The sequence below is a fragment of the Anaeromyxobacter dehalogenans 2CP-C genome (genome assembly GCF_000013385.1).
GTDB lineage: Bacteria > Myxococcota > Myxococcia > Myxococcales > Anaeromyxobacteraceae > Anaeromyxobacter > Anaeromyxobacter dehalogenans_B.
The window spans coordinates 3,078,739-3,091,858 of the sequence record NC_007760.1; the positions used below are offsets into that span (position 1 = coordinate 3,078,739).

At 74.6% G+C, this 13,120-nt stretch carries 11 protein-coding genes; 3 read left to right on the forward strand and 8 right to left on the reverse strand.

The genetic code is table 11. The features are described 5' to 3' along the window. Positions 1-111: 111 nt before the first annotated feature. From ADEH_RS14110 to ADEH_RS14120, 3 genes are all read right to left on the reverse strand, one after another. Positions 112-1,176, reverse strand: coding sequence for a PhoH family protein (locus ADEH_RS14110; protein ID WP_011421773.1), 1,065 nt, complete (start codon positions 1,174-1,176; stop codon positions 112-114). Between the two features lie 109 nt (positions 1,177-1,285). Beyond that, positions 1,286-2,482 (reverse strand): DUF4388 domain-containing protein, encoded by a 1,197-nt coding sequence (locus ADEH_RS14115; RefSeq protein ID WP_011421774.1) that lies wholly within the window; start codon positions 2,480-2,482, stop codon positions 1,286-1,288. Between the two features lie 3 nt (positions 2,483-2,485). Then, positions 2,486-4,636: a tetratricopeptide repeat protein gene (locus ADEH_RS14120; protein ID WP_049760101.1), complete on the reverse strand. Its 2,151-nt coding sequence runs from the start codon at positions 4,634-4,636 to the stop codon at positions 2,486-2,488. Between the two features lie 49 nt (positions 4,637-4,685). On the opposite strand from ADEH_RS14120, the gene mazG reads away from it, so the two are divergent. Next, entirely contained in the window at positions 4,686-5,543 is an 858-nt protein-coding gene (mazG, locus tag ADEH_RS14125) for a nucleoside triphosphate pyrophosphohydrolase (RefSeq protein ID WP_011421776.1), read from the forward strand. 470 nt (positions 5,544-6,013) lie between these two features. Next, a complete protein-coding gene (gene rpsT, locus ADEH_RS14130; RefSeq protein WP_011421777.1) occupies positions 6,014-6,292 on the forward strand; it encodes a 30S ribosomal protein S20 in 279 nt (92 codons plus the stop codon). A 20-nt stretch (positions 6,293-6,312) separates the two neighbouring features. On the opposite strand, the gene lptE is transcribed toward rpsT, so the two are convergent. Both lptE and leuS read right to left on the reverse strand, forming a co-directional pair. Further along, a complete protein-coding gene (lptE, locus tag ADEH_RS14135) occupies positions 6,313-6,852 on the reverse strand; it encodes an LPS assembly lipoprotein LptE (RefSeq protein ID WP_011421778.1) in 540 nt (179 codons plus the stop codon). Position 6,853: 1 nt separating this feature from the next. Continuing rightward, entirely contained in the window at positions 6,854-9,352 is a 2,499-nt protein-coding gene (gene leuS, locus ADEH_RS14140; RefSeq protein ID WP_041453550.1) for a leucine--tRNA ligase, read from the reverse strand. Positions 9,353-9,449: 97 nt separating this feature from the next. Between leuS and asnS the strand changes: the two genes are divergently transcribed. Further along, a complete protein-coding gene (gene asnS / locus ADEH_RS14145; protein WP_011421780.1) occupies positions 9,450-10,754 on the forward strand; it encodes an asparagine--tRNA ligase in 1,305 nt (434 codons plus the stop codon). A gap of 67 nt (positions 10,755-10,821) precedes the next feature. Here the strand turns inward: asnS and ADEH_RS14150 are convergent, their stop codons facing one another. From ADEH_RS14150 to ADEH_RS14160, 3 genes are read right to left on the reverse strand one after another with little or no spacing between them, the layout of a single operon-like run. Then, positions 10,822-11,208 carry a response regulator gene (locus tag ADEH_RS14150; RefSeq protein ID WP_011421781.1) on the reverse strand — a complete coding sequence of 129 codons (387 nt, stop codon included), beginning with the start codon at positions 11,206-11,208 and terminating at the stop codon, positions 10,822-10,824. Continuing rightward, positions 11,205-12,257, reverse strand: coding sequence for a chemotaxis-specific protein-glutamate methyltransferase CheB (cheB, locus tag ADEH_RS14155; RefSeq protein WP_011421782.1), 1,053 nt, complete (start codon positions 12,255-12,257; stop codon positions 11,205-11,207). The genes ADEH_RS14150 and cheB overlap by 4 nt, the downstream gene beginning before the upstream one ends. Next, positions 12,254-13,117: a CheR family methyltransferase gene (locus ADEH_RS14160; RefSeq protein ID WP_011421783.1), complete on the reverse strand. Its 864-nt coding sequence runs from the start codon at positions 13,115-13,117 to the stop codon at positions 12,254-12,256. Before ADEH_RS14160 ends, cheB begins: the two co-directional genes overlap by 4 nt. Positions 13,118-13,120: the final 3 nt, after the last annotated feature.

Sequence of the window (13,120 nt, forward strand, 5' to 3'; positions counted from 1 at the left end):
GTGCGAGAGTCGCACCGGGGTGGGAGGAGCGCAACGGAGAACCGGGGCTTCCCCCTGAACACGCGGCGAGGTGCCGCCCCTCCGCCCATTCGCGGCGAGACGCTTCCGGGGCTACCCTTCCGCGCCGCCCTCGGCGGTCTCGGGGGCCGTCCCCCCGCCCTGCCGCCCCTTCTCCGCCCGGGCGGCCTCGGCGCGGGCGCGCCGCTCCGCCTCGAAGGCGTCGTACGCCCGGACCACCTCCTGGACGAGCGGGTGCCGGACCACGTCCACCTCGGAGAACATGCAGAACGAGACGCCCTCGACGCCGCGGAGGACCTTCTGCACCTCCACCAGGCCGGAGCCGCGGCCGCTCGGCAGGTCCACCTGCGTCACGTCGCCGGTGATGACCGCCTTCGAGCCGTAGCCGAGGCGCGTCAGGAACATCTTCATCTGCTCGGCGGTGGTGTTCTGGGCCTCGTCGAGGATGATGAACGCGTCGTTGAGGGTGCGGCCGCGCATGAACGCGAGCGGCGCCACCTCGACGGTGCCGCGCTCGATGAACGCGGTCGCCTTCTCGTAGTCCACCATGTCGAACAGCGCGTCGTGCAGCGGGCGCAGGTACGGGTTCACCTTCTCGGCGATGTCGCCGGGCAGGAACCCGAGCCGCTCCCCCGCCTCGACCGCGGGGCGCGTCAGCACGATCCGCTTCACCCGCCGCTCGACCAGGTACGACACCGCCATCGCCATGGCGAGGTAGGTCTTGCCGGTGCCGGCCGGCCCCACCCCGAAGACGATGTCGTCGTCGCGGATGGCCTGGATGTAGCGCTTCTGCGCCAGCCCCTTCGGCGTGATGATGCGGTGCCGCGATGAGACGAACACCGTGTCCCCGAAGATCTCCTTCAGCGGCACGCCCTGGCCGGCGAGCTTCGTCGCCTGGTCCACGTCCTCGAGGTACAGCGGGTACCCCGCCTCGACGAGCTCGTAGAGCTCCTTCATCAGCGACTCGGCCAGGCGCACCCGCGCCTCCTCCGGCGCGGCGATCACCACCTGCCCGCCGCGCAGGCCGAGCTGGACCCCGAGCCGGCGCTCCACGAGCTTGAGGTGCTCGTTGTGCGCACCGCACAGGGCGCGGACCTTGTCGTTGTCGGGAAACTCGAGCCTGGCCGTCTTGAGGGGTTCCGCCGCGCTTTGACCCAAGGACGCTCCTTAACGTTGTCCGTGCCGCCGTCCGTCCGGACGGCGCTCGCCCCGCTGGGGCACTCATAATCTACGCCCCGTCGCGCGCCAGCGGAGGATGGGCGCGGCCCTACTCCACCGGAGGCAGGAGCACGAACCGCCCCGCCGGCGTGCGCCGGTAGTGGTAGGGCTCGGCCCACGGGTGGCGCAGGTCGCGCGCGTCCACCAGGCCCGCCTCGACGAGCGCGCCGAGCGCCGCGGGGTACTCGCCCTTCTCGAGGCGGTACACCTCCAGCGCGCCGCGCAGCCGCTCGAGCTGGTAGCGCGCGAGGAACCGCTCCGCGGCGTTGTCCCGCACCCGCGCCGCGCCGGGCGGCTCGCCCCAGGCCAGGCCGCGCTCGTCCACCCAGTACGCGATGCCGGCCAGCGCCGCGGCGATCGCGACGGTCGCGAGCACGCTCAGCGCGCCGGCCCGCAGCCGCGCCTGCCAGTCCTGCGCGTACGCGCCGACCGCCGCCTTGGCCCGGCTGGCCGGGGCGACCGCCTCGAGGTAGCCGAGGTTGAGCAGGTTCGTGAGCGCCTTGCAGGTCTCGAACTCGCCCAGGCGCGAGAGATCGACGAGCCGCTCGACCGTGCGCCCCGGGATGGCGAGCGCGAACACCCGCCGCTCGTTCGCGCCGAGCGAGGCGAACTCGCCGCGGCGCTCGGTGGGCTCCTCGCCGAGCGCGTCGAACGCGTCGTCCACCTCGTCGCCGCCGCGCCTCGGCGCGGGGGGCGCGTCCGGGTCGAGCGCCCGGCGCCGCTCGAACGTCATGGCGGTGGACGGGATCCGCTTGCGGATCATCGGCCACTCGTCCACCCGGCGGAAGCCCTCCATCAGCACCGACTCGGCGCGGAGCGGCGAGACGGTCTCGCGATCCCACTCCACCTCGCCCGGCTCGAAGGCGTAGGTCCCGCTCTTCCAGCGGAAGAGCTGGTAGACGGTCTCGGTGGTCTGCAGCGCCGTCATCTCGCGCAGGTCCTGCTGCGAGACGAACCCCAGCTCCACCAGGATGTCGCCCAGGCGCCGGAGCGTGCGCTTCTGGACCTCCAGCGCCTGGTCCAGCTCCTCCTTGGAGATGACCTCGGCGCGCACCAGCATGTTGCCGAGCCGCTCGCGCGCCTTGCGCCCGGCCGACTCGGCCCGCACCACGTTCCCGTCGGCGAGCGCGATGTGGATCTCGTCGTCGCGCGACTCGAGGTGCAGCACGCCGCTCTTGGCCTGCTGGCCGATGAGCTGGAGGATCTCCGCGATGCCGAAGTCCTTGAGCGTGCCGGTGAGCGCCATCGATCAGCTCCGGGTCCGGCGGAACGCGTCGCGCACCGCGAGCGCCCAGGCGAGCACGCCCAGGGGGACGGCCACGGCGAGCTTGCCCGCGAGCACGTACGGCGAGGGGTACGGGGGCGGCATGATCCCGCGCCAGAGCCCGACGACGAACAGGGGGAACAGGACCGCCGCGAGCAGGAGCGCGCCGCGCACCGGGGCGCCGGCGAGGACCTGCGCCGCGCCCGCCCCCGCCACCGAGAGCGCGCGGGTGACGATCCGCGCCAGCCGCTCGTGGCGGCGGACCTGCGCCTCCTTCCGCAGCCGGTCGCGCGCGTCCACCACGCCCTTGCGCGCGAACACGTTCACGCACTGGCCGCACTCGTCGCCGTCGCCGCCGTCGCACCGGCGGCAGGCCGGCCGCCCGCAGCGGGCGCAGGCGCGGGACGGCCCGAGGCGGCGGAGCACGAGCGCGTACGCCCAGAGCGCCGCGAGGAACCCCGCGCCGCCCCACGGCCAGGCCTCGGCCGGCAGCGCGCCCATCAGCCGGGCGCGGACCCAGCGCCGCACCGCCTCCGGCGTCCCGTCGCTGGTGGCGAGCGCCGCGATGCGCGCCGGCGGGACCGGGACGTCCACCAGGTAGTGGTTGGCGGTGAAGTCGTCGTCCGACCCGTGGCGCCGGAGGTACTCGCCGGCCTCGTGCTCGGCCTTGTCGCGCGCGGCCGCGCTCTTGTCCATCTCGGAGGTGCGCAGGTAGAGCTTGGAGAGGCCGTAGTGCGCCGAGCCCAGCACCACCAGGTCGCCGCCGGCCTGGTCCTGCGCGGCGAGGTAGGCGGCCTTCGCGCCGTCGAGGTCGCCTTGCAGGAACAGCACGTTGCCCACGTTGACCGAGAGCTCCGGCGCGCGGGGATCGGCCGCGGCCGCCTCGCGGTACAGGCGCAGGGCGCGGTCGAGATCGCCGCGCCGCTTGGCGTGCCGGCCCAGCGCCGCCAGCACCGGCCCCGGCGCGGGCGACTCCGGCGCCCACGCCTCCAGCCGCGCCGCCTCGGCGTCGCTCACCGCGCCGTGCTCGAGCTCGTGCACCCGCTCGCCCACGCTCCCCGTCCAGGCGGTGAGCCGCGCCACCTCGCCGGCGGCCCACGGCATGGCGAGCACCGCGCCGAGCGCGGCGGTCACCACCAGCCGCTCGCGGTTCGCGAGGTACGGCCAGGCGACCAGCGCCGCGGCCGCGAGCACCGCCGCGGTCCCGAGCCCGAACGCCAGCGGCATGGCGAGCAGCACCAGGGCCAGGAAGCCGGTCTGCGCCGGCGCGGAGCCGCGCAGCAGCGGCAGGTGGTGGAAGTCGTGCAGGAACAGCCGGAGCGACCGGGCGAGCAGCACGAGCACCACCGCGGCCGCCGCGACGAGCACCGCCGCGAACGCCGCCGCGAACAGGTCGCCCTGGAACGCGCGCGCGGTGTGCGGCTCGCGGGCCGCGGCGGAGAGCGCGTCGCCGAGCGCGGCCAGCACCGGCCCGGGCCGGCCGGGCTCGCGGGCGAACAGCGCGCGGGCGCGGGCGAGGTGGCCGTCGGGCAGGTCGGGCGCGAGCGCGCTGGCGGCCTCGGCGCGCGCGAGCGCCTCGGCGGGCAGGTTCGCGGCGAGCGCGCGGCGCGACTCGCGCACCTCGGCCACCGCCATGGGGACCAGGTTCTCGATGGCGAGGTCGCGCTGCGCGTCGAGCAGCGCGCGCTGCGCGGCGTCGGCGCGCGCCGGGTCGGCCTCGCGGAGCGCGCCCCGCCGGTCGGCCCAGGCCGCGAGCAGGCCGTCCCAGGTCGCGCGCACCGGCGCGATCGGACGGGCCAGCGCGGGCGACGCGGCGGCGGGCGCGGGCGCGGCGGGGGCGGCGGCGGGATCCGTCCCGGGCGCGGCGGCGGGCGGCGCGGCGGCCGGCGCGGCCGGCGCGGGCGCCGCCTCGCGCACGGGAGGCGCGGCCTCGCGCACCGCGGCGGCGGACGTGGGTGCAGGTGCGGGCGCCGGTGCGGCGGGCGGCCGCGCGGGCGCCGGCTCGGGCTCGGCCTCGTCGCCGTCCTCGACCATCCGCGGCGCCGCCACCTGCGCGCGCACGCGCGCCGGCGCGGCCGCGGCCAGCGCGGCCAGCACGGCGAGGAGGGTCGGGAGGGCGGCACCGCGGGTGGACACGCGAGAACGGGATGCTAGCACGCCCGGTCCCGCGCTAAGAAGACGAACCATGTCGCGCGCCGCCGAGGCCATCGATCGCCTGCTCTCCATCATGGAGCGCCTGCGCGGCCCGGGGGGCTGCCCCTGGGACCGCGAGCAGACGCTCCACACGCTGCGCCCGTACGTGCTGGAGGAGACGTACGAGGTCCTGGAGGCCATCGACGCGGGCGACGTCCGCGAGCACCGCGAGGAGCTGGGCGACCTGCTCCTGCAGATCGTCTTCCAGGCGCAGCTCCGCCGCGAGGAGGGCGCGTTCGAGTTCGCGGACGTGGCGAACGCCATCTCCGACAAGCTGGTCTCGCGCCACCCGCACGTGTTCGGCGACGCGCAGGTGAAGGACGCCGAGGGCGTGCTGCGCCAGTGGGCGGCGCTGAAGCGCGAGGAGAAGAAGGCGAAGGGCGCCGGCCACAGCGTGCTGGAGGGCGTGCCGCGCGAGATGCCGGCGCTGGCGCGGGCCGACCGGCTCACCGAGAAGGCGAGCCGCGTCGGGTTCGACTGGCCGGACGCGGCCGGCGCGCGGGAGAAGGTGCGCGAGGAGCTCGCCGAGCTGGACGAGGCGGTGGCGGGCGGCGACGGCGCGGCCATCGAGCACGAGCTGGGCGACGCGCTGTTCGCGCTCGCGAACTACGCCCGCAAGCTGGGGATCCCGCCCGAGGAGGCGCTCCGGGGCAGCGTGGCCCGCTTCATCGCGCGCTTCGAGCACGTCGAGCGCGAGCTGACGCGCCGCGGGGTGCCCCACGGGAGTGCCACGCTGGCGGAGATGGACGCGCTCTGGGACGAGGCGAAGGAGCTCGAGCGTCAAGCGAAATCGCCCGGCACCTCCCCATCGGCAGGTTCTCCACGGGGTTTGGGGAAAGATGGTGGATAAGTCTGTGGGCGGGGCGCCTCGACGCAGGGAATTCACCCGATCGGCACGTGGCGCCGCGTTCCGCAGCACCGAAATTCTTCCGTGAATCCCGGGTGCTCACCTTCACCTTCCCCCGAGATGTCCACAGCGCGCCCGGCGCCCCCCCGCACTCCACGTCTCCCCGCCCCCGCCGGTGGATAACTCCGCGACCCACCCCGGATTCGGAGCCGTGCGCGGCGCGGCCCTCCGCGACACGGGCCGCGCGAACCCTTGAGCCACAAGGCCCGCCGGGGGGCATGCGCGGCGAGGCCGCTCCGCTCTAGGGCGCGCCGAGCACGTGCGGCGCGCGACCGCGCGCCGCGGGCGCCGGCGGGGCACTGCGCGCGAGGGCGCGTGGGGCCGCCGGGCCGCACCGGGCTCATAACCCCTTGACGCGGCTCGCGATGGGCGATAGAAGCGCGCCCTCTTATTCAACCCGACGGAGAAGTCACTTGGCGAACACCGCATCGGCCGAGAAGCGCAACCGCCAGGCGCAGAAGCGCCGGGCCCGCAACGTCCAGGTCCGCACCGGCGTGAAGTCCGCAGTGAAGAAGCTGCGGGAGGCGATCGCGAAGGGCGATCCGGCCACCACGCAGGCCGCGCTGAAGTCCGCCGAGAAGACCATCGGCAAGGCCGCCTCGAAGGGCGTGCTGCACAGGAACGCCGCCTCGCGGAAGATCTCGCGCCTGGCGAAGGCCGCGGCGAAGCCGGCCGCCGCCGCCGCGAAGTAGGCCCCCTCCCCGCCCGGACGTCAGCGCCCCGCCGCGCCCTGCGCGGCCGGGGCGCGCGCGTCCCGGTCCTCGAACGCCTCGAGGATCTCGCGCGCCGCGTCCGCCGCCAGCCGGCGCAGCTCGAGCGCGCGCCGGCCCTCGGTCTCGAGCGGATCCGCGCCGCCCAGGTGATCGCCCTCCCGGCGGACGGAGAGCGAGCCGACCACCTTCCCCTCGGAGACGAGGCGCGCGCGCGCGTTCAGCACCACGTGGAAGGTCGAGCCGGTGACGGACGAGGGCAGGCCCTCGCCCGCGCCCACCTCGCCCTCGATGGCCACCGGCGCGTCCGGGCCGGCCGACGCCCCGCGCCGCGCCAGCTCCTCCCGCAGCGCTGCGGTGAGCGCGGCGCCCAGCTCCGGATCGCTCGACAGGTTCTGGAACGCGCGCACGTGCACGCGCTCCGCGCCGCCGCGCGCGCGGTAGGCGTGGGAGAAGCCGTAGCCGCAGCCCGCGGCCGCGAGCGCCGCCAGCCCGGCGAGCAGCGCGGCGAGGGGCCTGCGGGGGTCCCGGGGGCGCCGCACGTCAGGCCACCACGAAGTTGACGAGGCGCTTCGGCACGAAGACCACCTTGCGGACGGTCTTCCCGGCCAGGTGGACCTTCACCTTCTCGTCGGCCTCGGCCAGCGCGCGGACCTCCGCCTCGCCCGCCGCCGCCGGCGCCTGCACCTCGCCGCGGAGCTTCCCGTTCACCTGGACCGCGATGGTCACGGTGTCGGCCACGATCAGCGCCGGATCGAACGCCGGCCAGGGCGCGTCGGCGACCAGGCGGTCGCGCGCGGCCGGGCCCATGACCTCGTGCCACAGCTCCTCGGCCACGTGCGGCGCGAACGGCGCCAGCAGCGTCGAGAGGGCGAGCAGCGCCTCGCGCACCGCGGCCCGGTCGGGCTCGGACGCCGGCTCGAACGCGTACAGCGCGTTCACCAGCTCCATGAGCGCGGCGATGCTGGTGTTGAACTTGAGGTCGGCCTCGAGCCCCTCGGTGACGCGCTTCACGGTCCGGTGGGTGCGCCGGCGCAGCTCGAGCGCCTCGCCGGCCGCCTCGGCGAGCGCGGCGTCCGACGCGTCGAAGCAGGCCTGGCGCGCGAAGTAGATGCGCCACACCCGCGCCAGGAAGCGGAACAGGCCGTCCACCTGCTCGTCGGACCAGTCGATGTCCTTCTCCGGCGGCGCCGCGAACAGCATGAACATGCGCACCGTGTCGGCGCCGAAGCGCGACACCATGCCGCCCGGTGCCACCACGTTGCCCCAGCGCTTCGACATCTTGCGCCCGTCGGGCCCGTTCACGATGCCCTGGGTGACCAGCCGGCGCACCGGCTCGTCCTCGTGCACCAGCCCGAGCTCGTGCATGACCCGGTGCCAGAAGCGGAAGTAGAGCAGGTGCATCACGGCGTGCTCGGGGCCGCCCACGTACACGTCCACCGGCAGCCACCGGCGCGCGGCCTCGGGGTCGAACGGCCGCGCCTCGTCCTTCGGCGAGAGGTAGCGGGCGTAGTACCAGGACGAGTCCACGAACGTGTCCATGGTCTCCACCTCGCGGCGCGCCGGCTTGCCGCACCGCGGGCAGGTGGTGTTCACGAAGGACGCGACCTTGGCGAGCGGCGGCTCGCCGGTGCCGGTGATGATCGCCTCCGCCGGCAGCACCACCGGCAGGTCCTGCTCCGGCACCGGCACCATCCCGTGCTCGTCGCAGTAGATGATGGGGATGGGCGTGCCCCAGTAGCGCTGGCGCGAGAAGCCCCAGTCGCGCAGGTGCCAGCGCACGGTGCCCTGGCCGAAGCCCCGCGCCGCGGCGTGCGCGGACATGCGCGTCCGCGCCTCGGCGGAGGCGAGGCCGGTGAACGGGCCGGAGCCCTCCAGGACGCCGTCCTCGGTGGCGGCCCGCTCCAGCGCCTCGCCGGCCGGGAGCCGCGCGCCCTGGGCCGGCTGGATCACCACGCGCACCGGCAGCCCGTACTTCCGCGCGAACTCGAAGTCGCGCTGGTCGTGCGCAGGGACGCTCATGACCGCGCCGGTGCCGTACTCGGCCAGGACGAAGTTCGCGATCCAGATCGGCACCTGCTCGCCGGTGAACGGGTTCACCGCGAACGCGCCGGTGAACACGCCCTCCTTCGGCGCGCCCTCTCCCGTCCGCTCCACCGCGTCGGTCTTGCGCATGCGCGCGACGAACGCGTCCACCTCGGCGCGGCGGTCCGGCGCGGTGACCTGCGCGACCAGCGGGTGCTCCGGGGCCAGCACCACGTAGGTGCAGCCGTAGATCGTGTCCACGCGGGTGGTGAACACCTTCACCGCGGCGCCGCCGGCGGCGAGCGCGAAGTCCACCTCGGCGCCCTCGCTCTTGCCGATCCAGTTGCGCTGCATGGTGGTGACGCGGTCCGGCCAGTCCTTCAGGCCGTCCAGCCCGTCCAGCAGCTGCTGGGCGTACGCGGTGATCCGGAACGCCCACTCAGGGTGGATCTTCTCCACCACCGGCGAGCCGCAGCGCTCGCAGCGGTTGTCGTCCACCACCTGCTCGTTCGCGATGACCGTCTGGCACCCGGTGCACCAGTTCACCTTGCCCTGGCGCCGGTAGGCGATGCCCTTCTCGAGCATCTTCAGGAAGAACCACTGGTTCCAGCGGTAGTAGGACGCGTCGGCGGTGACCAGCTCGCGGTCCCAGTCGAAGCTGTAGCCGAGCCGCTTCATCTCGGCGCGGAACGAGACCACGTTCTCGCGCGTCCGCTCCGCCGGGTGGCGGCCGTCCTTGATGGCGGCGTTCTCCGCCGGGAGGCCGAGGGCGTCGAAGCCGATCGGGTGCAGGACGTCGAACCCGCGCATCCGCAGGTGGCGCGCCAGGGCGTCGCCGATGGTGTACACGCGGGCGTGGCCCATGTGCATGGCGCCCGACGGATACGGGAACATCTCGAGGACGTAGCGGGTGTCGGCGTCGGGGCGGCGGCCCGCCTTGAAGGCGCCCGCCTCCTCCCACCGCCGCTGCCAGCGCGGCTCGATCGACTGGGGCTCGTAACGCTCGTTCATCGACATAGGGGTGCGGATTCTAGCGGACGTCGCGGGTTTCGTCTGCTGAGCTATATTGCCCGCGCCACAGGCTCCCACCACCATCCAGCACCGGGGTCACCGCATGTACCCGCCCGTCCACGTCGCCGACATCGCCCAGCACGAGGGGAAGGAGGTCACGCTCCACGGCTGGCTCCACAACCGCCGCTCGTCGGGCAAGCTCCACTTCCTGCAGCTGCGCGACGGCACCGGCACCATCCAGTGCGTGGTGTTCAAGGGGAACGTGACGCCCGAGGTGTTCCAGGCCTCGGACCACCTCCCGCAGGAGACCAGCCTCGCGGTCACCGGCCTGGTGAAGAAGGACGAGCGCTCGCCCATCGGGTTCGAGCTGGACGTGCGCGACGTGCGGGTGGTGGCGCGCCCTGCGCTGGAGTTCCCCATCGGGCACAAGGAGCACGGGGTCGCGTTCCTGATGGAGCAGCGGCACCTGTGGCTGCGCTCGCAGCGGCAGCAGGTGATCCTGCGCGTCCGCCACACGGTCGAGAAGGCCATCCGCGACTTCTTCGACCAGCGCGGCTTCACGCTGGTGGACGCGCCCATCTTCACGCCGGCGGCGTGCGAGGGCACCTCCACGCTGTTCGAGGTCCCGTACTTCGACCTCGGCAAGGCCTACCTGACGCAGTCCGGCCAGCTCTACATGGAGGCCGCGGCCATGGCGCTCGGGAAGGTCTACTGCTTCGGCCCGACGTTCCGCGCCGAGAAGTCCAAGACCCGCCGCCACCTCACCGAGTTCTGGATGGTCGAGCCGGAGGTCGCGTTCATGGACCTCGACGGCGACATGGAGCTGATGGAGCAGTTCGTCTCCTACGTGGTCCAGACCGCGCTGGAGAAGCACCGCGCCGAGCTCGCCACGGTGCTGGAGCGCGACGTCTCGAAGCTCGAGAACGTGAAGGCGCCGTTCCCGCGCATCACCTACACCGAGGCGGTGGAGGTCATCCAGAAGGCCGGCCACCCGATGAAGTGGGGCGACGACATCGGCGGCGACGAGGAGACCGTGGTCGCGAAGCAGTTCGACCGCCCGGTGATGGTGCACCGCTACCCGGCCGAGATGAAGGCGTTCTACTTCAAGAAGGACCCGGCCGATCCCAAGGTCGCGCTCGGCTGCGACGTGCTCGCGCCGGAGGGCTACGGCGAGATCATCGGCGGCGGCCAGCGCGAGGACGACCTCGCCACGCTGGAGGCCGCGATCGAGCACCACCAGCTGCCGAAGCAGGCCTTCGAGTGGTACCTCGACCTGCGCCGCTACGGCACCGTGCCGCACGCCGGGTTCGGCATGGGCGTGGAGCGGTGCGTGGCCTGGATCTGCGGGCTCCACCACGTGCGCGAGACCATCCCGTTCGCGCGCATGATGGAAAGAATCACGCCGTAGGTGGCGCGGCGCGCCGCGAGCGAAGTCCGCTCCCAGCGACCCTGTCGAACCGCGAGCGGCGGCCGCTTCACGCGGCGTCGAGCAACCTGCGCACCGCCTCGACCACCTGGTGGGCCTGCACCGGCTTCACCAGGTAGTCGTTCGCGCCGAGGCCGAGCGCGCGGCGGCGGTCCACCTCGCCGGCCTCGGTGGTGACCACCAGGATCGGCATGGCGCGGTGCGCCCCGCCGGAGCGGACCAGCGACACGAGCTTCAGGCCGTCGAGCACCGGCATGTTGATGTCGGTGAGCAGCACGTCGAAGCGGGCCGCGGCCAGCTTGCGCCAGGCGTCGGCGCCGTCGATGGCCTCGGTGGTGCTGATCCCGCCGGCGCGCTGCAGCGCCCAGCAGAGCTGCCGGCGCATGGCGCTGCTGTCGTCTACGACCAGGGCGTGGCGCAGCGGGTGCGGGGTCATGGCGCTCGGGCGTCGCGGGCGAACTCGACCAGGCGCGCGGTCAGGGCGTCGAGCCCGAGCAGCGCGTCCACGGCGCCGGTCTCGGCCGCCGCCTGCGGCATCCCGTATACCACGGCGGTCTCCTCGGACTCGGCGAGCGTGAGCCCGCCGGCCGCCTTCACCGCGGCGATCCCGTCGCGCCCGTCGGTGCCCATCCCGGTGAGGAGCGCGGCGCAGGCGCGCCGGCCGAGCATCCGCGCCGCCGAGCGGAAGAGCCGGTCGATGGACGGGCAGTGCCGCGCGCCCGGCCCCGGCGCGCCGGGCGGCAGCACCGCGGCGCGCAGCACCCCGTCGGCGCCGCGCGCCAGCTCCAGGTGGTGCCCGCCGGGCGCCACCAGCGCGCGCCCCGCGACCACCAGGTCGCCGTCCACGGCCTCCACCACGCTGAAGTGCGAGCCGCGGGCGAGCCGCTCCGCGAACGCGCCGGTGAACCGCTCGGGCATGTGCTGCGCGACCAGCACCGCCAGCGGCAGCTCGCCGGGGAGCGCCGCGAGCAGGCGCTGCAGGGCGGAGGGGCCGCCGGTGGAGGCGCCCACCACCGCCACGCGGGCCGGCTCGAGCTCGCGGGCGTCCAGCGCGCGGGCGCCGGCCGAGAGGTTCTGGATGCGCAGCGCGCGCACGGTGGCGCACTTCTCCAGCAGCTCCTCGCGGACCGGGGCGAGCCCGCCGCGCTCCGGCCTGGCCACGAAGTCGAGCGCCCCCAGCTCGAGGGCCTTGAACACGTCCGCGCGCCGCGACCGCGACGAGAGCACCACCACCGGCGTGGGACGGCGCGCCATCAGCAGGCGCAGGAAGGTGAAGCCGTCCATGCGCGGCATCTGCAGGTCCAGCACCACCACGTCCGGCTCGAGCCGGAGCGCCTCGGCCAGCCCCTGCTCGCCGTCCGCCGCGGTGCCGGCCACCACCAGCCCGTCGCCCCCGTGGAGCAGGCGCACCAGCTCGTCCCGGCTGGCGGCCGAGTCGTCCACCACCAGCACGCGCAGGGTGCGCCGGCGCCCCTCGCGGCTCACGGCGCGCCCCCCGCCGCCGGCTTGCGGTACACGAGGTCCGCGCGGAGCTGGACCAGCTCGAAGTCGGCGGTCACGTTGATGAGCGACTCGGAGTGGCCGAGCAGCAGCCAGCCCCCGCCCCGCAGCTTCGCGTGGAGCGCGCGCAGCGCGCGGCGGCGCGCCTCCAGGTCGAAGTAGATCATGACGTTCCGGCAGAACACGGCGTCCAGCGGCGGCACCGCCGCGAGCGCGTCCGGCGCCACCAGGTTGTCGCGGTGGAAGCGGACCATCTGCCGGAGGCCCTCGTCCACCACCCACTTGCCGCCGCGCAGGTGGAACCAGCGCCGCATCGGCGCCGACTCGGGCGCGCGGAACGCGTGCTCCCCGTAGCTGCCGGCCCGCCCCTGCGCGACGCACCGGCGCGAGAGGTCGCACGCCGAGATCTCGACGTCCCACCCGGTGAACAGCCCCGAGTCGCGCACCAGCACCGCGACGGTCCACGCCTCCTCCCCGGTGCTGCAGCCGGCGGAGAGGATGCGCAGCCGGCGCTCCCGGGCGAGCGAGGCCGCCAGGGCGGGCAGGATCTCGTCCGCGAACGCCCGGAGCTGGCGCGCCTCGCGGAAGAAGTACGTCTCGTTGGTGGTGAGGAGGTCGAGCGCCTCGGCCAGCTCCGCGCCGCCCCGGGGATCGAACCGGAGGTGGCGGTGGTAGGCGGAGAAGTCGCGGAGCCCGAGCGCCTCCAGCCGCGGCCCCAGGCGGCGCTCCAGCAGCCGGCGGTGGTCCTCGCGGAACGCGATCCCGCAGTGCGCCTGGATGAGCTCGCGCAGCAGCCGGAACTGCTCCTCGGTCATGGCCGGCGGCGGGGGCGCGTGGCTCCACATGCG